This window comes from Bacillus sp. SG-1, from assembly GCF_000181495.1.
Taxonomy (GTDB): domain Bacteria; phylum Bacillota; class Bacilli; order Bacillales; family Bacillaceae_B; genus Rossellomorea.
Window position 1 is genome coordinate 49,632 of record NZ_ABCF01000010.1, and the last position, 19,324, is coordinate 68,955.

The 19,324-nt window shown below is 43.5% G+C and carries 14 protein-coding genes, 1 pseudogene, 1 riboswitch and 1 other annotated feature; of the genes and pseudogenes, 11 read left to right on the plus strand and 4 right to left on the minus strand.

All coding sequences use genetic code 11. The annotated features are described in order from the left end of the window. The first annotated feature begins 213 nt into the window (after positions 1-213). A riboswitch (SAM riboswitch) is annotated at positions 214-459 on the plus strand. 206 nt (positions 460-665) lie between these two features. Further along, positions 666-1,865: a methionine adenosyltransferase gene (gene metK, locus BSG1_RS08130; RefSeq protein ID WP_006836496.1), complete on the plus strand. Its 1,200-nt coding sequence runs from the start codon at positions 666-668 to the stop codon at positions 1,863-1,865. Between the two features lie 847 nt (positions 1,866-2,712). Here metK and BSG1_RS08135 read toward each other — a convergent pair. Continuing rightward, complete coding sequence (locus BSG1_RS08135; RefSeq protein ID WP_006836497.1) at positions 2,713-3,231, minus strand: gamma carbonic anhydrase; 519 nt, start codon at positions 3,229-3,231, stop codon at positions 2,713-2,715. Between the two features lie 85 nt (positions 3,232-3,316). Here BSG1_RS08135 and BSG1_RS08140 point away from each other — a divergent pair, with 85 nt between their 5' ends. The 3 genes from BSG1_RS08140 (at position 3,317) to BSG1_RS08150 (ending at position 7,953) form a co-directional block, all read left to right on the plus strand. Beyond that, complete coding sequence (locus BSG1_RS08140) at positions 3,317-4,126, plus strand: alpha/beta hydrolase (protein WP_006836498.1); 810 nt, start codon at positions 3,317-3,319, stop codon at positions 4,124-4,126. Between the two features lie 33 nt (positions 4,127-4,159). Continuing rightward, positions 4,160-5,233 carry a tetraprenyl-beta-curcumene synthase family protein gene (locus tag BSG1_RS08145; RefSeq protein ID WP_006836499.1) on the plus strand — a complete coding sequence of 358 codons (1,074 nt, stop codon included), beginning with the start codon at positions 4,160-4,162 and terminating at the stop codon, positions 5,231-5,233. 323 nt (positions 5,234-5,556) lie between these two features. Further along, positions 5,557-7,953: an immune inhibitor A domain-containing protein gene (locus tag BSG1_RS08150; RefSeq protein ID WP_044022596.1), complete on the plus strand. Its 2,397-nt coding sequence runs from the start codon at positions 5,557-5,559 to the stop codon at positions 7,951-7,953. Positions 7,954-8,155: 202 nt separating this feature from the next. Here BSG1_RS08150 and BSG1_RS08155 read toward each other — a convergent pair whose 3' ends face one another. Together BSG1_RS08155 and BSG1_RS08160 are read right to left on the minus strand one after the other, a co-directional pair. Further along, positions 8,156-8,728 carry a class I SAM-dependent methyltransferase gene (locus tag BSG1_RS08155; protein WP_006836502.1) on the minus strand — a complete coding sequence of 191 codons (573 nt, stop codon included), beginning with the start codon at positions 8,726-8,728 and terminating at the stop codon, positions 8,156-8,158. Continuing rightward, complete coding sequence (locus BSG1_RS08160) at positions 8,725-9,684, minus strand: TIGR01212 family radical SAM protein (RefSeq protein WP_044022603.1); 960 nt, start codon at positions 9,682-9,684, stop codon at positions 8,725-8,727. The genes BSG1_RS08155 and BSG1_RS08160 overlap by 4 nt, the downstream gene beginning before the upstream one ends. Before the next feature lie 188 nt (positions 9,685-9,872). Between BSG1_RS08160 and BSG1_RS08165 the strand changes: the two genes are divergently transcribed. The 5 genes and pseudogenes from BSG1_RS08165 to BSG1_RS21330 all read left to right on the plus strand — a co-directional run. Then, positions 9,873-10,166, plus strand: a complete 294-nt coding sequence (locus BSG1_RS08165) for a YtzC family protein (RefSeq protein WP_044022597.1) — start codon at positions 9,873-9,875, stop codon at positions 10,164-10,166. Beyond that, positions 10,163-10,333, plus strand: a complete 171-nt coding sequence (locus tag BSG1_RS08170; protein ID WP_006836505.1) for a hypothetical protein — start codon at positions 10,163-10,165, stop codon at positions 10,331-10,333. Before BSG1_RS08165 ends, BSG1_RS08170 begins: the two co-directional genes overlap by 4 nt. A gap of 117 nt (positions 10,334-10,450) precedes the next feature. Further along, positions 10,451-11,512 carry a M20 family metallopeptidase gene (locus BSG1_RS08175; RefSeq protein WP_044022598.1) on the plus strand — a complete coding sequence of 354 codons (1,062 nt, stop codon included), beginning with the start codon at positions 10,451-10,453 and terminating at the stop codon, positions 11,510-11,512. Positions 11,513-11,864: 352 nt separating this feature from the next. Further along, on the plus strand, positions 11,865-13,052 hold the full coding sequence (locus BSG1_RS08180; protein ID WP_006836507.1) for an MDR family MFS transporter: 1,188 nt from the start codon (positions 11,865-11,867) through the stop codon (positions 13,050-13,052). Between the two features lie 418 nt (positions 13,053-13,470). Further along, a pseudogene (locus BSG1_RS21330) lies at positions 13,471-13,782 on the plus strand (hypothetical protein); the annotation flags it as partial. A gap of 83 nt (positions 13,783-13,865) precedes the next feature. On the opposite strand, the gene BSG1_RS08185 reads toward BSG1_RS21330, so the two are convergent. Further along, positions 13,866-15,233, minus strand: a complete 1,368-nt coding sequence (locus tag BSG1_RS08185; RefSeq protein WP_006836511.1) for an FAD-binding oxidoreductase — start codon at positions 15,231-15,233, stop codon at positions 13,866-13,868. A gap of 247 nt (positions 15,234-15,480) precedes the next feature. Next, positions 15,481-15,700 (plus strand) — a binding site (T-box leader). Positions 15,701-15,966: 266 nt separating this feature from the next. Between BSG1_RS08185 and leuS the strand changes: the two genes are divergently transcribed. Both leuS and BSG1_RS08195 read left to right on the plus strand, forming a co-directional pair. Continuing rightward, positions 15,967-18,381, plus strand: coding sequence for a leucine--tRNA ligase (leuS, locus tag BSG1_RS08190; protein WP_006836513.1), 2,415 nt, complete (start codon positions 15,967-15,969; stop codon positions 18,379-18,381). A gap of 95 nt (positions 18,382-18,476) precedes the next feature. Beyond that, on the plus strand, positions 18,477-18,800 hold the full coding sequence (locus BSG1_RS08195) for a rhodanese-like domain-containing protein (protein ID WP_044022599.1): 324 nt from the start codon (positions 18,477-18,479) through the stop codon (positions 18,798-18,800). The last annotated feature ends 524 nt before the right edge of the window (positions 18,801-19,324 follow it).

Consider the following 19,324-nt stretch of genomic DNA (forward strand, 5'->3'; position numbering starts at 1 on the left):
TACAAGGGTGCTGAAATGTTACCGTTTTCAATATGATTCTTATATTATATAGGAAGTTTTACGGGAAATTAAGCATAAAATCTTAAATTTAAGAAAGAATCTTCCACCTTTACAGGAGAACGGGAAGACGTTGAGTAGCCAGAATATTTGGCATTAAATAAATTTGTTGACACGTTTTGACAAAGTACGTTAATATTTAGCATTGAACGGATACTCTTATTCCGAGTCGGTGGAGGGACAGCCCCAATGAAACCCAGCAACCTGCTTTAAGAACTTTGGACAGGACATTCAAAAGGATTGGTCCAAACAAGGAGATAGTACGTTTTCTTTTTGGTTGAACCAGAATCATTTTACATGATTTAAGCGGTAATGCTTATTCGGATGAAAGTTACTCTGCTCAAAGAGCTATTCTAAGCAAAGGTGCTAATCTGATGCAAGGTTTTCCTTGATCGATAAGAGTGAAAGGCGCGGCTTAAATCATAACCTTTCCTCTAAAGTAGACGGGAAGGTTTTTTTATTGGAAATTTTCCAGCCCTGTAGATGAAGTCTTTTGATAAAATGCTTATGTTTACTTCATACTACTAAGGGAATGAGTACCGTGATTACGTATTGAGAACAGACCTGATTTCTGTTCGCTTATTATTTTTCTTAAGGGAGGAACACCGATGTCAAAAAAACGTCGTCTGTTTACATCTGAGTCCGTAACGGAGGGACATCCAGATAAAATTTGTGACCAAATTTCCGATTCAATCCTAGATGCAATCCTGACTAATGACCCGAATGCACGTGTTGCTTGTGAAACATCTGTAACAACTGGTCTAGTGTTGGTTGCTGGAGAGATTACAACAAGTACTTACGTAGATATCCCGAAAATTGTTCGTGAAACAATCAGGGGAATTGGCTATACTCGCGCTAAATATGGTTTCGATGCTGAAACTTGTGCTGTATTGACTTCTATCGATGAGCAGTCTGCTGATATCGCAATGGGTGTTGACCAGGCGCTTGAAGCCCGCGAAGGCCAAATGAGTGACGAAGAAATCGATGCAATCGGAGCTGGAGACCAAGGTCTTATGTTCGGTTTCGCATGTAATGAAACAAAAGAGCTTATGCCTCTTCCGATTTCATTAGCTCATAAAATTTCCCGCCGCTTGACTGAAGTACGTAAAGACGATGTACTTCCTTATCTTCGTCCAGACGGTAAGACTCAAGTAACAGTTGAGTATGATGAAAATGACAAACCTGTTCGTATCGATACAATCGTCATCTCTACACAGCATCATCCGGAAGTTTCTTTAGAGCGCATCCAGCGTAACCTGAAAGAATATGTAATCGACCCGGTTGTTCCAAAAGAGCTTATTGATGAAGATACAAAATACTTCATCAATCCAACAGGACGCTTTGTTATCGGTGGACCTCAAGGGGATGCCGGTTTGACTGGCCGTAAAATCATCGTTGATACTTACGGCGGATATGCACGTCACGGCGGCGGAGCATTCTCTGGTAAGGATGCGACGAAAGTTGACCGTTCTGCTGCATATGCTGCACGTTATGTTGCCAAAAACCTTGTCGCTGCAGGATTGGCTGATAAATGTGAAGTTCAGCTTGCATACGCAATCGGTGTAGCACAACCTGTATCAATCTCCATCGACACATTCGGTACAAGCGATGTTTCTGAAGAGACATTGATTGAAGTTGTCCGCAACAATTTCGACCTTCGTCCAGCTGGAATCATCAAAATGCTTGACCTTCGCCGTCCAATCTACCAACAGACAGCTGCTTACGGCCACTTTGGCAGAAGCGACCTTGATCTTCCTTGGGAGCGCACTGACAAAGCAGAGGCTCTTAAACAGCAGGCTCAAGCATAATCATAATATAATCGTTTACAGCCCGGGGCATATTGCTTCGGGTTTTTTGTTTCGGAAATAATTTGGGGCTGCCGTTAGAGTACGATGATTGGGGGATGTGGACGTCTAAGGGGGATGTCGCCATTGGCAAAGCGAAGAATTAGAATTAGAGGGATTAGTGGGCTTATTTGATCTTATGGAATGGGTGAATATGAAATCGACCTTGATAAAAGGCATGTTAGACCCTGTGGAATGCGAGAAAACTCGAATCGGCCGTGTTAAAAGGTTGGTAAGACCCTGTGGAATTGAAGAAAAAAGAAATCGGCCGTGTTAAAAGGTTGGTTAGACCCTGTGGAATTGAAGAAAAAAGAAATCGGCCGTGCTAAAAGGTTGGTTAGACCCTGTAGAATTGAAGAAAAAAGAAATCGACCGTGTTGAAAGGCAAGTTAGACCCTGTGGAATGCGAGAAAACTCGAATCGGCCGTGTTAAAAGGCAAGTTAGACCCTGTGGAATGTGAGAAAACTCAAAACGGCCGTGTTAAAAGGTTGGTTAGACCCTGTGGAATTGAAGAAAAAAGAAATCGACCGTGCTAAAAGGTTGGTTAGACCCTGTAGAATTGAAGAAAAAAGAAATCGACCGTGTTAAAAGGCATGTTAGACCCTGTGGAATGGGAAAAAACTCAAATCGACCGTGTTAAAAGACTAATTAGCCCCTGCAGATCAAAAATCAGCCTGCCGTGGCCAACAATTCTAAAAAGATTTACCCCCTCCATCGTCCAGGAGAGGGCGAAATCCTTTCAACATTATACTTTCCCTGCAAAAAAAAGAATACCTGGAAGGGATAATGGGTAAAAAACAGTAGAATCTATTACTTAAGAGGCTCCGATGATTTATAATATTGGCCTTTTTCAGCGTATTCCCTGGAGATTCTTTTCATCTCGCTGATATCGTGTTCGTTTAACTCCCTGATCACTTTTGCCGGTCTGCCGAAGGCCATGCTGTTCGGTGGAATCACTTTACCCGGCGGGACAAGGCTGCCTGCACCGATGAACGCGCCTTCACCGATTTCTGCATTATCCAGGATGGTGGAGCCCATACCAATCAATGCTTTTTTCCTGATTTTGCAGCTATGCAGGATAACGCTGTGACCGACTGTGACTTCATCTTCCAGGATCAATGGATTGTTGGGGCTTTGGTGAAGAACCGAGTTATCCTGGATATTTACTTTGCTGCCGATGATTGTCGGTGCAACATCCCCGCGGATAACCGTGTTGAACCAGACAGAGGATTCCTCGCCGATTTCTACATCACCCGTTATGGTTACATAATCAGCAATATAGGCACTCTCAGCAATTTTTGGTTTTTTACCATTGTATTCATAAATCATTTTGCTTCTCCTTTCAAAAGGCAGGTATAATATATCTAATAATTTGAGTTTATCATATTAAAGGTTGCAATAAGGAGGAATAGCCATGTGGAAATGGGAAACTGAACAGGAAGCGAAGGCGGTCATTGTCATCATTCATGGGGCAATGGAGCATCATGGCCGGTACGGGTGGCTCATTGAAATGTGGCGGACATCAGGCTATCACGTGATTATGGGAGATCTTCCGGGCCAAGGGATGACATCTAGGGCACAAAGAGGACATATCGATTCGTTTGATGAATATATCATTGAAGTGAAGGATTGGGTCCAGGCCGCTTATCAATTTGACTTGCCGGTGTTTGTGATTGGACACAGCATGGGAGGATTGGTTGCGGCAAGATTGATGCAGGAATCCCATATCAATATCGCTGGTTTGATTTTGTCTTCTCCTTGTCTGGGACTGGTTGATTCGATTCCAAAGCCGCTGGAACTCCTTTCTCACATTCTCAATAAGGTTGCACCGCATGTGAAATTTTCGTCAGGGTTAACGGTTGACCTTGCTACCAGAAACGAGGAAGTAAGGGAAATCGACAGTAATGACTCATTATACGTAACGAAGGTTTCAGTCAGATGGTACCGGGAACTCGAACATGCCATCAAGCAGGCTTTTGTGAACATTCAAAAAATGCCTGATATTCCTTTGTTAGTCATGCAAGGCGGAGATGATAAGATTGTAGATAAGTCTCTCGTGAAAAAATGGTTCAATGAACTTTCGCTTTCAGAAATGCACTATAAAGAATGGCCTAAATGCTATCATGAAATTTTTAATGAGCCTGAGCGTGATGAAGTATTCGAATATGCGAAAACATTCGTGGAATCGAGATTAAAAGCAATCGGTTACGTCGTACAGGAGTAAAATCCCAGAAGAAACTAGTGTGAGGTGATGTATATGTCCATTCCCACTCATCCTATTTCATTGATGAGTCAGGTTTATCGCAAGGTTTTCCCTGCTGTCCATAGGGAGCTGGCTCATTGGACACATAAAGCACAAGCGATCCCTAACGAAGAGCTTAGAACTCAGGCACTCGCGAGCATCCGTCACAAGACCTTTCATTGTGAAGGAGGCTCCATACTGGCGCTGCTGGCTTTAATGGAGAAGGATAAGGCGATAAAGTTTATTGTCGCTTACCAGACAATAAGCGATTATCTTGATAATCTATGTGACAGGAGCACATCGCTTGATCCTAAGGACTTTTCGGCCCTGCATGAATCTATGAAAGATGCCCTGACGGTGGGGGCACCTCTGAGGAAATATTATCGGCATAGAGAAGATCAGGAGGATGGCGGTTATCTAGCGGGGCTTGTACAAGCTTGCCAGTCTGTGCTGTCCGAAGTGCCGGGCTACTCTTCCATTAAACCATATCTGCTTGAACTCTGTGACTATTATTGCGATTTGCAAATACATAAGCATGTTAAAAAAGAAGAAAGAACCGACAGGCTGAAAAGTTGGTTTAATCAGTATAAAGATACACTGCCGGAAATGGACTGGTACGAATTTTCAGCCTGCTCGGGATCGACTTTGGGCATCTTCTGCCTGGTGTCATATGGACTCAGGGAAGATTTCCAAGGCTTTCAGGCAGATTCAATCCGGAATGGATACTTCCCTTATATTCAAGGGTTGCATATCCTCCTTGATTACTTTATCGATCAGGAGGAAGATGTAGAAGGCGGAGATTTAAACTTCTGTTTCTATTACGAGAGCGAAGAAGAGTTAAAACGAAGATTGCTGCACTTCCTCGAAAAGGCAGATGAAAATACGAGCCAGCTGCCCCATGCCAACTTTCATCGACTGATCAACAAGGGTCTGATTGGTGTCTATCTTTCAGACGAGAAAGCATGGAAACAGCAAAAGGTATACTCTTTTTCTAAAGAGTTCCTCAATGCGTCTGGATGGGTGACAAAGTTCTTTTATTATAATGGAAAAATATATCGGAAGTTACAGGGATGGAAGAAAACTTCCTGACCACCAGCAGGTGACCATGAAAATGGTCATCTTTTTTATGGGATTTTTAAGGGTCCTTGGAGCGGTGTTTTACCTGATAAAACCAAGTGTTGGCTATATTTAGTAATTTTTTGAGTTGTAGGACTCATTGTTTTACTCGGGATAATTTCCATAATAGTTCCACTATATGGTATTAAACTTACCTTAAGACCTAGGCGTAAAAAAATATTATAGTACTATAGATTCCTTTCTTATTTGAGTCGATGTATTTTTCTGAATAATAAGTTATATTTACATTTGTTAAGGAAAAATCACATTTCATTTACATAAAGGAGGAATCGCGTGTGAAATCACGTAAAGTGTTATCTTTAGCGATGACAGCTGCCATGAGTATCGGGGCGTTTGCAGTTCCCGCTTCTGCAGCAACTCTTTCACCTCAGAACGTTTTGGCTAAGCCTGCTAAGGCCGTGGAACATCATCATGGAGGTCCGTTTGATCTTGGGATTGCAAATGATGACCGTTTAATTGAAATGCTTCAAAAAGAAGGAGTAATTGAAAAGGGTGCGACTGCTGCTGAAGCACAGACAGCCCTGAATAAATTCCTTGCAAAAAAAGCGGATGCGGCTGAAAAAGAAGCAGGAGAACTTCATGGCGAAGAAAAAGAAGTTAAAGCACAATTGCAAAAAGAAATGAAGAACAACAGTTTGACCAGCGGTAAGGGAAACAAGCTTGGACAAGCTAAAAGGAACTCACCAGATCCAGTCCAAGAAGAAGCATATAATGGAAAAATGCGAACTGATAAAGTATTGGTTCTTCTAGTCGATTATCCGGACAAGCCTCATAATACTTTGAGTGCTGATGAAACAGATATGTACTATGAAGGTGAAGATGCATACTCCCCTGAACATTATCAGGATATGCTGTTTGGTGACGGGGGCTGGGTCGGCCCTGACGGAGAAACCTATGTATCGATGAAGCAATACTACGAACAGCAATCAGGCGGAAGCTATTCAGTAGAAGGTGAAGTAGCAGGCTGGTATACAGCAAGCAAACCTGCGGCTGAATATGGCGGAAACTATCCGACTGATGATGGCAGTGACGTAAATGCACGCGGTCTGGTTAAAGAAGCATTGGAAGCAGCAGCTGCAGATCCGACTGTGAATATTGCCGATTATGATAAATGGGACCGATATGATTTGGATGGAGACGGAAACTACCTGGAGCCGGATGGACTTGTCGATCACTTGATGGTCATTCACTCTGGTGTAGGTGAAGAAGCAGGCGGCGGATCTTTAGGGTCTGATGCAATCTGGTCTCACCGCTGGAATCTTGGCGGCGTTCATACACTTAAAGGTACAGAAGCTGAAGTTCCATATTGGGGAGGTCAAATGGCAGCATATGACTATACAATCGAGCCGGAAGACGGAGCAGTTGGCGTTATGGCCCACGAATTTGGTCATGATTTAGGTTTACCGGATGAGTATGACACTCAATATACAGGTGCTGGCGAGCCGGTAAGTTACTGGTCCATCATGTCAAGCGGAAGCTGGGCAGGTAAAATCGGCGGTACAATGCCGACTGGGTTCAGTCCTTATATGAAAGAAATGCTTCAAGAGTCAGCGGTTGTAGACAGTGAAGGAACTAAAGGCAACTGGCTGACTGGTACAGAGATCAGTGTTGACGAGGTAACCAGCAGTGGTATTGATGTTCTTCTTGATGAAGCAGTAACCAAAGGTACGAACAATGATGTAGTAAAAGTTAACCTTCCACAAAAGGAAACAGTTATTACAGCGCCGGCAAGCGGCAAAAATGCATACTTCTCTGGAAGTGCAGATGACTTGCACAACGAAATTTCGACAACTGTAGACCTAACAAATGCTACAACTGCCGAGTTCAATTTTAAAGCTTGGTATGACATTGAAGTGGATTGGGATTATGCTTATGTAACAGTCAATGGTGAGCCGGTGGCAAGTGATATCACAACTAACACCAATCCACATGGTTCGAATCTTGGAAATGGAATCACAGGTTCTTCTGACGGCTGGATCGATGCTTCCTTCGACCTTTCCGATTATGTTGGTCAGCAAGTTGAAGTGGCGATTGAATATGTAACAGATGCAGCGGTTTCAAATCCTGGTCTATTTGCAGATGATCTTTCAATTGTAGTAGACGGGGAAGAAGTTTTGTTTGATGATGCTGAGGGAGACACTCAATTCACGCTTGCAGGCTTTGAGCAAAACGATGGTATCAAACGCTCTGATCATTACTACCTGTTAGAGTGGAGAAGCCACAATGGGGTGGATGAAGGTCTTGAGAACATTCGCCGTGGCGAAAGCTTGATGACATTTGATGAAGGTCTAGTCGTATGGTATGTCGATAAGCAGTACAGCGAAAACTGGACTGGACTTCACCCTGGCGATGGCTTTGTAGGGGTAGTCGATGCTGACCAGCATACAAACTACTGGAGTGACGGTTCTGTTGCATCGACCCGCTACCAGGTTCATGATGCGGCATTCAGCCTTGAAAAGTCTGAGAAAATGTTCTTGGATTACTCTGATCTCCTGGGTATCACAATGAAAGATAATTACACAAAACGCAATCCATTGTTCAATGACAGTGCAGATTACAGCAACAAAGGCCTTGTAGATGCAGGCCGAAACGTCCCTGAATACGGCTTGAAATTCCGTGTTGTTGGTCAAAGTGCTGACAAAACTGTAGGTAAAGTATTGATTTACAAATAAAAAAGTTAAAGGGTGAGGGCCGAGGCTCTCACCCTTTAAGCGTGTTATTGATATGCACTTATTAGAAATAATGCTTAAGACAGAATTAATTCTTTGATAAGTACACAAAAAAGAGGAAGAAATCTTAAGTGATTTCGCCCTCCTTATTGTTGTATTATTTTCGCTTTTTACTTTGATGATATAGCCGCAAATGGGACATCCTTTATCTTTTTTCCAGGGCAACTATAAACGGCGGATTATTAATGCCGTTCATGAATTGATAGCGCAGAACGTGGACATAGTTCTGGTCGAGCCTTTCCACATATCTTAGAATGTAGTCTCTTTCGACGGCGCCCTCCCGATGCCCATGGTAAATGACAAGGACGATGATGCCTTCAGGTGCCATCATATCCAAAAGGGCTTCAATCGCTTTTAGCGTCGTATCAGGGCGGGTCACTATGGTTTTATCTCCGCCAGGCAGGTAGCCCAAATTGAAAATGGCTCCAGTGACTTTCCCATAATGAACAGGAGGTACGACATTGCCTACTGTTTCGTGCCCTTGTTTAAAAAGAGTCACACGTTCCTGCAAGTTGTGGGTTTGTAGTCTTTCCCTGGTGTTGAAGAGAGCTTCCTCCTGGATGTCAAAACCATATACTCGTCCGTTTTCTCCGACCAGCTGCGCGAGGAAAAGGGTATCATGGCCATTACCAAGTGTGGCATCAATGGCGATATCCCCAGGATTTACAGCAGAAGAGAGCAATTGGCGTGCGAACGGAAGGACTCTTTCAAGCTTCATACTTCCACCCCGGCTTTATAGAATTTTCCCTGCCAGCTGTCTCTGCGCTGAAGTTCACCGTCAATGGCATTCAATACATTCCACTTGTTCACACTCCACATCGGGCCAATCATTAAATCAATCGGGCCGTCACCCGTAATACGGTGAACAATCATCTCAGGTGGAAGAATTTCAAGCTGGTCACAGACAAGGCTTACATACTCTTCGAATGAGAGGAATTCAAGCTGTCCCTTTTCATACTGCTTAACCATTGGGGTACCTTTTAGTAAATGAAGCAGGTGAATTTTGATTCCTTGTACATCAAGCTTTGCGACCTCTTTGGCTGTTTCCATCATCATATTGTAATCTTCCTGGGGAAGTCCGTTGATAATATGGGAACAGACTCGGATACCATGCTTTCTCAGCTTGTTTACACCTTCTACATAACATTGATAGTCATGCGCCCTGTTGATCATGCTGGCGGTTTTTTCATGTACGGTCTGCAGTCCAAGCTCCACCCAAAGGTAAGTCCGCTCGTTGAGTTCGGCAAGGTACTCCACTACGTCATCCGGCAGACAGTCAGGGCGTGTCGCAATCGATATCCCGACTATTCCTTCCTGTTTCAAAACAGACTCATATTTCTCGCGAAGCTCTTCAACCGGTGCATGAGTATTGGTGAATGCCTGAAAATAGGCCATGTACTTTCCGTCTTTCCATTTACGGTGCATTCTTTCTTTTATATCGTTGAACTGCTTCTCAAGCGGATCGACTCTGCTGCCGGCAAAATCACCGGATCCAGCAGCGGAACAGAATGTGCATCCTCCATAGGCTACAGTGCCGTCCCGGTTTGGGCAGTCGAAGCCTCCGTCGAGAGCAACTTTGAATACTTTATGTCCAAAATGGCTGCGCAAATGATAATTCCATGTATGATACCGCTTCACATCAGCGGCATACGGAAATGGGTTTGTCTTGTTTATGACAAACACCTCCTTAACAATCTCTCTGTAATGATGCTAGAAGCATTTTATCACGAAAGGGCGGCATATCCAATTACAGCATGGTTACAGTTGCGATAGGAAGAAATTTCTACTGATGATTCCTAACTTATGACAAACAATAAACACAGAAGCACAGCTTCATTTTTGAAGTTTTGGAGGGATTACTTATGGCAACTAGACAATCTGTGGATGAGTGCCTGCAAAAATGTGAAGACGCACTGAGATTTGCACAGGAACAATATAAATCAGGAACCAAACAAGAGCATTATCATGACCAGGAATATACAGATGCCATGCAAAAGGTTGAAGAAGCAGTCAATGACATCAGGCATCTTGCTAACAGTGCAAATTCTCAACAGCGTGAACAGCTTCACAGAATGCGCTTGCAGCTTCAGCAATTCCAGAATGAAATGGTTCTGTTAGACCACGACCCGGAATCAGTGGGAGGGAGACTACAGTGAAAAAACGTTCTAAACAAAATAACCCTGAGCAGAAAACAAGAACAGCTGAGAGAAACCTTGATACTGAATTTGGAGAAGAGTACAATCCGGTAAAAGAAGCGAAGAAGAGATATGAAAAGCAGGCACAGCCGGTTAAATCGAAAAATAGAGAATTGGAAAATAAATAATGGGGGAGAAGCACACCAATTACAAAAGGTGTGCTTTTTCCTTTAACGAAGATTCATCCTTTTGCATTCGTGGTAAAGAAAAATATCACTATCACCACCAAAAGAAGGAGGATGAGCATGGAAAATCTTAAAGAACTATTGAAAGAACTCCTTTTAATAAACAGTTCAACACGTGAAGGCAGCAACAAAGCCATAGAATTTTGCGGTCAATGGCTTGAGGAAAATGGACTGCCGGTCAACATCATCCAGAATAACGGCTATAAGATGCTGGTTACGGAAATAGGCAGCGGAGATAAAAAGGTAATCTTCAATGGTCATATCGATGTCGTGAGCGGGAAAGAGGAGCAATTTATCCCCCGTGAAAAAAATGAAAAGATTTACGCGCGGGGTTCGGCTGATATGAAAGCAGGAGTCGCCTGCATGATGCATGCGATGGTTGCGTTGAAGGATGAAGACCTTAATACAAAGATTCAGCTTCAGATCGTGTCCGATGAAGAAATCGGGGGATTTAACTGCACAGGTTACTTGGTTGAGGAAGGATACACCGGCGACTTTGTCATTTGTTCTGAACCGACACAACTTGGCATTGCATTACAAGCTAAAGGTGTATTAAGACTGAATGTAGAAGTGGAAGGTGTGCCTGCGCATGGAAGCAGACCGTGGGAAGGCGAGAATGCCATTGAAAAAGCATTTGATGTTCATAAAAAAATAAAAGAGCTTCCGTTTATGAAGGAAAGCTCCGAATATTATCCAACTCCTTCATTGAACCTGGCAATCATTGAAGGAGGGGACGTGTACAATAAAGTACCAGCTAAATGCATGCTGAAGTATGATATCCGTTACTTGCCGGAACAAACAAAAGATAGGATTGTCCAGGAAATTGAAGAAGCTGTCGACAGTCCTGTGTTTGTCTCCATGTTCAGTAAGCCGGTCAGGACGGACATAGACGACTTTTATGTTGGGAAAATCAAGGCGGCTGTAGAGGAACAGACGGGTGAGAAAGCGGTGTTTTTCGGTCAGCATGGATCGGCCGACACCCAATTCTTTGCGCAGCTCGGCATCCCGGCCATCGAATTCGGTCCGGTCGGAGAAAACTGGCACGGCAATAAGGAAAATGTTGAAATCGACTCGCTCTATATGTATCAAAAAATGCTTGTTAATTTTGCTCACAGCATCTGATTTTTGAAAAGGCAGCCGCGGCTGTCTTTTTTTCTGGGTTTGCAAGGGGAAGTTTGGTGATGTCCTATTGTATTGTATGTCGTTTCGACTTTGAGCCCAACTCACCTATCAATCAAATGCTGTTTTGTAGATGAGTTCTCTTTTTCAAAATACCTACCAATTACTAACTGGTTTCAAAAAAACGAGGCTGCCAAACCCCATATATCTCCCCGGAACTTTTAGGAAGCTGGCTTACCGGCTCTTACTATTTTTGGAATTATCTATCTATTCTATTTCGTGTTGCACCACGAATTGAAAACCCCTATAATCATTTTGGGAATCGAAATATCTATAGGGAAAGGAAGCGCTCATTATGCCTAAATCGTTGTGGCTGTTAATCGCTGGAATGATGGTGAATGTCACGGCAGCGTCATTCTTATGGCCGTTGAATGCGATATATATCAATTCACATCTTGGCAAATCATTATCAGTCGCTGGATTGGTTTTGATGTTGAATGCCGGAGCGAGTGTCATCGGAAATTTGTTCGGAGGAAGCCTCTTTGACAAAATTGGTGGATACCGCTCGATCTTGACGGGAATCATCATTACTTTAATTGCTCTTATCGGAATGAATTTTTATCACGGATGGCCGCATTACGTTATTTTTCTTACCATTGTCGGTTTTGGTTCAGGGATTGTTTTTCCTTCCATGTATGCGATGGCCGGGTCGGTCTGGCCTGAAGGCGGCCGGAAATCATTCAATGCGATTTATGTGGCACAGAATGTCGGGGTCGCTGTCGGTGCTGCAGCTGGAGGGTTAGTCGCTTCTTATTCCTTTCAATATATTTTTCTGGCAAACTTGATTATGTATGTAATCTTCTTTTTAATTGCTCTCTTTGGATACAAGGCCATCACGGTCAATACGGCGAAGCAGACCTCGCTTATCCAGGAAGGCGGTTTTATTAGAAATAAATCCAAATTTACGGCACTGATTTTAATATGCGCCGCCTATATACTATGCTGGATCGGTTATGTGCAATGGCAGTCGACCATTGCCAGCTATACTCAGGACATTAACATCAGCTTGAAACAATACAGCTTGTTATGGACAATCAATGGAGCGTTAATCGTGCTGGCGCAGCCTGTACTATCCAAAATGATCCGCCGCTTTGAAAATAACCTGAAGATGCAAATCCAGATTGGAATCGTCATTTTCATGATTTCCTTCGGGGTGGCCGCTGTCTCTGATGTGTTCCAAATGTTTGCGATTGCCATGATCATTATGACAATCGGGGAAATGCTGATTTGGCCTGCAGTGCCTACGATTGCCAACGACCTGGCCCCTAAGGGAAGAGAAGGATTTTATCAGGGAATCGTTAATAGTACTGCCACGGGAGGACGTATGGTCGGTCCATTATTAGGAGGTATCATTGTGGACGGATTTGGCATATCTGTTTTATTCACATCACTGATCGGATTGTTTGCCGTTGCCATCGTCTTCACTGCGATTTATGACAGGTCCCTTAAAAGGAAAGAATCTGTCTCCATTTCAATTTCTTAAGTTAAAGGCTATCTTCCTAAAGAAGGTAGTCTTTTTTCTACTCTGTAACAGTTCGGTTACTTTGTTTAGGGAAAGTAAAGAATACTATTTGTCGTATGTGTTCCTATCTTCCTATTATGAGGTGATGTTCTGAGGAGATTGGGGGTTTTTTTAATAACAATCAACAGCTTTTAATCTAGTCATCTCCGTTTTTTCCTCTAATTAATAGTCCTATCTAGCATCCGCGATAGAACCATTTCCACTAAGGCTTCCAAATGCTATAGTAGAGATCACCGCCAACGGCATTAGCTTTTTCTTTAATTTTTTTCTCATCATTCGACATTCCCTCCTAAATTTCTTTTACAAAACCCATTATAGGAATCTATTATTGAGAGAATTTGAAGAAATGGTAGAGAAAATGTAACAATGCCAAACTAACCTTACGCATGAGGAGAAATTTGATTTTGGGAAATTCTTTGTGGAAATAGAGAATACTTCCGAAAAAACAGCTAACCTTGCACCTATCGCTCTGATAGAAACCAATACCGGCGAGAAATTCGACTAGGAAAAAGATATTTACCTCGAAGACTTAAATGGTGCCATTCAAGGTGGAGAAAACAAAAAAGGAAATCTGGGATTCATTCTTGAAGACTCAGAAGGCCTTGAGTGGATAGAAATTACGACAAGCGATGTTTTTGATGAGAATGAAAAGAAGATGCAAGAATCGCAGATAATAAGAATAGAGCTTTAGAAAAAGGTAAAACTCTCAGAATCGTTCTGAGAGTTTTTGTTTGGGATTGATAAGATAATTTCGGCAAGATTCTTTCTATGAAACTATTTTCTGGTCGGTGCAATATTATGATTATGACACAAGCGGTTATCTGGATCATACTTGGTTTTTACTTCAACCAGACGGTCATGGTTTTTGCCATGGGTTGCTTTGATCACGTCTTTATCTGGTTCAATGGCATTCAGATATGAAGCGTTTTTGTGGGAGCGCTCCAGGAGACTGCTGTATACGGAGTCCACCCATTTTTTGCAAAGCTCTTCCGGCACATGCATGGCCATCATGTCAACCAGCAGGACACAGCTTGCGTCCCGCATGGCGAAGGCAGTGGCATCAGAAGGTATGCGGTTCATTTGTCCATGCAGCGACCATAATTGAACGAGCACACTTGGAGCGGGGGCACTGTCAATTTTGCTCAACAGTGTATCTACAGTTTCTTCAGTCAGTTCTTTAAAATATAGGGATGTTCCATATACCGGTATATGATTTTCAACCATGATATCCAGTTTACTCTGCAGTTCAACGTATGATATAACGCTAGTGCCGTCGATAATTGGTTCTGCCAACTCGCGAAGTGGCTGGATCAACTCTTCTCCTGCTTGAGGATTCCCTGCATACATTCCTGTAATTATCACAACTTTTTTCATGTGTAGAAATTCCGGCAAAAACGGTGCAGGAGGAAGGGTAGTTGCTGTGATGTTAATCGATATCTCATCAGGTGCATCACTCATGAATTCCTGAGCTTTAAGAATAACTTCTTTGGCATCCTTATAATCGTACATCACATCAAGTGCCAGGACTTCAGGGCCGACTTCGTGAAGCTGGAATTGAAACTCAGTAACCACTCCGAAGTTACCGCCGCCCCCTCGTATTGCCCAAAACAGATCTGGATGATTGTTCTCATTCACTTCCAGTAATTCTCCCTCAGCAGTTATAAGCTTTGCACCTGCAAGGTTATCGCAGGTCAGTCCATACTTTCCTCTTAAGTAACCAAGGCCACCGTTTAATGCAAGTCCTGCAACACCTGTTTCAGATACAGTTCCAGTTGGAACAGCCAGATCGTACTTTTGAGTTTCTTTGTCAATATCCTGCAGTAATGCACCACCTTGTACATAAGCAAGCTTTTTAACATTATCGACTCTAACTTTTCTCATCTTTGAAAGGTCGATCATCACTCCATCATCACACACGGCAGTACCGGCTACATGATGGCCGCCGCCTCTGATGGAGATTGTTAGGTCGTTCTTCTTTGCGAATTTTACGGCCGCAATTACATCATCAGTAGATTCACAGACCACGATGGCTCCAGGTTTACGATTTACAGCACCGTTCCAGACTTTCCGCGTCTCGTCATACTTTTCGTTGCTCGGCAGGATTAAGCGGCTTCCCACCTTGTTCTCCAAAGTTTCAAACATGTTTTCTCCTCCTGATATGTTAGTGTTGTTGAAAGCTTTTTATGTATGTTTGTATATAGCTTGGAGTTAATTATAACATGTAAGGTCACTTTTATGGATGGTATTACCAAATTACGGGGTAATTTTTACTATGCCTTTGTCACTTCTATAAGGCGTCGAACTTGTTCTCTAATAATAATTTTTAAATGTTTAGGCTTGCAACGCGGTATATTTTTGCATAGAATAGTGAATACAATAGTTGTAATATATTTCAACGTTGATAAGGAGCAGTAGTGATGAAGATCCGCATTAGAGAGTTGACGGTCGGTGCAAGTCAACCGGAAATCATCATGAACTCGCCTTTGAGTTGCAGGCGTGAACCAAAGTAGTGCCTGCCGTTTTCCGCGTTAAGGATGGAATCAAGTGAGTGCGTGTACACTAATCTGGGTGGTACCGCGGGAGATTATCAAAGACCTCTCGTCCCAATTATTATTTTTAATAATTGGGGCGGGAGTTTTTTTGTTATCAAAGATTGTTTTCCAAAGGTTATTGCTTTTTTACTCAAAGTTGATCGGAGCGTAAGGATACACGACCTCCTGCGGGAGCAGCGGGACAGGTGAGACCCCACAGGCGTAGCCGAGGAGGCTCACCGCCCGCCCCGCGGAGTCGAGTATCCTGGAGTGGAGATCATCCACAGCTTTTAAGGGAAACAGCTTAATAAAAAATAACAATCAAAAAAAGGGAGGTCCCGACAATGAGCTTTAATCATAAAGACATTGAACAAAAGTGGCAGCATTATTGGGAAGAACAAAAAACATTCAAAACAGAAACTGAAAAAGACAAACCGAAGTTCTATGCACTGGATATGTTTCCGTATCCGTCCGGTGCCGGCCTCCACGTAGGTCACCCTGAAGGATATACAGCGACAGATATCCTTTCGCGCATGAAAAGAATGCAGGGATACAACGTCCTTCATCCAATGGGATGGGATGCATTCGGCCTTCCAGCCGAGCAATATGCCCTTGATACAGGCAACGACCCAGCGGAATTCACGGAAAAGAATATCAACACATTCCGCCGCCAGATCAAATCACTTGGATTCTCTTATGACTGGGACCGTGAAGTCAATACAACAGATCCTAAGTACTACAAGTGGACTCAGTGGATTTTTACAAAGCTTTATGAAAAAGGCCTTGCCTACGTTGACGAAGTAGCTGTTAACTGGTGTCCGGCTCTTGGAACGGTTCTTGCGAACGAAGAAGTCATCGACGGAAAGTCTGAACGCGGAGGCCATCCTGTTGAGCGCCGCCCAATGAGACAATGGATGTTGAAAATTACAGCATATGCGGACCGCCTTCTAGAAGATCTTGAAGACGTTGACTGGCCGGAAAGCATCAAAGACATGCAGCGTAATTGGATCGGTCGTTCTGAGGGTGCGGAAGTCAATTTCGCCATCGATGGTACAGACAAGAAGTTCACTGCCTTCACAACCCGCCCGGATACCCTTTTCGGTGCTACGTATGCAGTATTGGCTCCTGAGCACCCGCTTGTCGAAGAAATCACAACGAGCGAGCAGCAAGAAGCCGTATCTTCTTATATTGATAAAGTCAAAGCGAAAAGTGATCTTGAGCGTACTGACCTTGCAAAAGATAAATCAGGCGTCTTCACAGGTGCATATGCGATCAACCCGATCAACGGTGACAAAATGCCGATCTGGATAGCTGACTATGTATTGATGAGTTATGGTACAGGTGCCATCATGGCGGTTCCTGCACACGATGAAAGAGATTATGAATTTGCGAAAAAATACGATCTTCCAATCAAAGAAGTCGTTGCCGGCGGAGATGTGGAAAAAGAAGCATACACAGGTGACGGAGAGCATGTGAACTCTGATTTCCTTAATGGTCTTGGAAAAGAAGAAGGAATCACAAAAGCAATTGAGTGGCTTGAAAAAGAAGGTGTCGGTGAGAAGAAGACGACTTACCGCCTGAGAGACTGGCTGTTCAGCCGCCAGCGCTACTGGGGCGAGCCGATTCCAGTCATTCATTGGGAAGATGGCACGACAACGACAGTTCCTGTTGAAGAGCTGCCTTTGACACTTCCAAAAACAACGGAAATCAAACCTTCAGGGACAGGTGAATCACCGCTTGCCAATATCAGCGAGTGGGTGAATGTAACAGACCCTGCTACAGGTAAAAAAGGCCGACGTGAAACAAATACAATGCCTCAGTGGGCAGGCAGCTGCTGGTACTATCTCCGCTACATCGATCCTCATAATGATGAGGCACTTGCAAGCGAAGAAAACCTTAACCACTGGCTTCCAGTCGATATGTATATCGGTGGCGCCGAGCATGCGGTTCTTCACTTGCTGTATGCACGTTTCTGGCACAAGTTCCTTTATGATATCGGTGTAGTGCCGACGAAAGAGCCATTCCAAAGATTGTTCAACCAGGGTATGATCCTTGGAGAAAACAACGAGAAGATGAGTAAGTCGAAAGGCAACGTCGTCAACCCGGATGAGATCGTTTCAACACATGGTGCGGACACACTTCGCATGTATGAAATGTTCATGGGACCGCTTGAAGCATCCGTTGCCTGGAGTGAAAATGGACTGGACGGTTCACGCCGCTTCCTGGACCGTGTCTGGAGACTTCTTGTCGATGAGAATGGAAACATCAGCGAGAAGGTCAAAGACGAAGAGAACAAAGATCTGGAGAAGAGCTATCACCAGACTGTGAAAAAAGTGACGGAAGACTTCGAAGGACTTCGTTTCAACACAGGTATCTCACAAATGATGGTCTTCATCAATGATGCGTACAAAGCGGATGTTCTTCCAAAAGAATATATCGAAGGCTTCGTGAAATTGCTTGCGCCTGTCACGCCGCATATCGCTGAAGAGCTTTGGAGCAAGCTTGACCATGAAGGAACCCTTGCATATGCTGAGTGGCCGAAGTATGATGAATCCAAACTTGTAAGCGATGAAATCGAAATTGTGTTCCAAGTGAATGGTAAAGTCCGTGCTAAACTGACAGTACCTCGCGATATCAGCCGGGACGAACTTGAGGCAATCGCCCTCAAGGATGAAAAAGTCCAGGAGTTTATCGAAGGTAAGACGGTGCGAAAAGTCATCGCTGTTCCTGGAAAGCTTGTTAACATCGTAGCAAATTAATATTATTGACCGGTGCCTTTGGTGCCGGTCTTTTATTTTTCCTGTGAATAGAGCTTTGATATAATGAGAAAATAAAGATGAAAGGTGGTTACATAATGGCAGATTATAAAACAATCACGACAGATGAACTGAAGAAAAAACTCGAGCAGGGAGAAACTCTTGACCTGGTCGATGTCCGTGAAGACGAAGAAGTAGAGGAAGGCATGATTCCTCAGGCACGCCATATCAAGATGGGAGACATTCCAGAATCCCTGGACAAGTTCGATAAAGACAAAGAGTACATCCTGATCTGCCGTTCCGGAGGTCGCAGCGGAAAAGTCAGCCAGTTCCTGCATGATCAAGGCTACAAAGTCGTCAACATGGAAGGCGGCATGCTGGAGTGGGAAGGCGAATCCCAGCCGAAGGATAAATGTATCTAAGTTTGTTGAAGCACGCTTATGGCGTGCTTTTTTAATTTGTGTTCAGATCGGCTTGGCATTGTAGGTGCGGTTGTGTCGAAATTTGTCATTTGGTCGATAAATGGCTGGAATCGCTGATAAAACTGAAAAATCGCTGATAAAATCCGAGAATCGCCGATAAAATTCCCGGAATCGCTGATAAATCACAAAAATCGCCGATAAAGGAATCGAAGAATGGCATTCCCAGCAGGCGTTAACGATATTCGACCGCAGCTGGTCGATATTCGACAAGGGTTGAGTGAAAAACGACAAAAACTGGCCGTTATTCGACATATAGAAAATTATCTATAAACTTTTTTTGAGAAATATGGGACATTTCACCAACGGCACCCGTCTGTTAAGTGAAAATAAAAATCAGGTGGTGTGATATGACTAACAGTGTTGAACGAACAGAACCGCAAGAACCATCCATAAGAGAGTTGGTCGTCCAATATGGGGAGGATGTAAAGCGGCTTATTTATTCATACGTAAAAAATTGGAGTGCG

Excerpts from the sequence above, each read along its gene's own strand:
- metK (WP_006836496.1), top strand. The coding sequence starts at position 666 with ATGTCAAAAAAACGTCGTCTGTTTACATCTGAGTCCGTAACGGAGGGA.
- BSG1_RS08135 (WP_006836497.1), bottom strand. The coding sequence starts at position 3,231 with ATGATTTATGAATACAATGGTAAAAAACCAAAAATTGCTGAGAGTGCC.
- BSG1_RS08140 (WP_006836498.1), top strand. The coding sequence starts at position 3,317 with ATGTGGAAATGGGAAACTGAACAGGAAGCGAAGGCGGTCATTGTCATC.
- BSG1_RS08145 (WP_006836499.1), top strand. The coding sequence starts at position 4,160 with ATGTCCATTCCCACTCATCCTATTTCATTGATGAGTCAGGTTTATCGC.
- BSG1_RS08155 (WP_006836502.1), bottom strand. The coding sequence starts at position 8,728 with ATGAAGCTTGAAAGAGTCCTTCCGTTCGCACGCCAATTGCTCTCTTCT.
- BSG1_RS08165 (WP_044022597.1), top strand. The coding sequence starts at position 9,873 with ATGGCAACTAGACAATCTGTGGATGAGTGCCTGCAAAAATGTGAAGAC.
- BSG1_RS08175 (WP_044022598.1), top strand. The coding sequence starts at position 10,451 with ATGGAAAATCTTAAAGAACTATTGAAAGAACTCCTTTTAATAAACAGT.
- BSG1_RS08180 (WP_006836507.1), top strand. The coding sequence starts at position 11,865 with ATGCCTAAATCGTTGTGGCTGTTAATCGCTGGAATGATGGTGAATGTC.
- BSG1_RS08185 (WP_006836511.1), bottom strand. The coding sequence starts at position 15,233 with ATGTTTGAAACTTTGGAGAACAAGGTGGGAAGCCGCTTAATCCTGCCG.
- leuS (WP_006836513.1), top strand. The coding sequence starts at position 15,967 with ATGAGCTTTAATCATAAAGACATTGAACAAAAGTGGCAGCATTATTGG.
- BSG1_RS08195 (WP_044022599.1), top strand. The coding sequence starts at position 18,477 with ATGGCAGATTATAAAACAATCACGACAGATGAACTGAAGAAAAAACTC.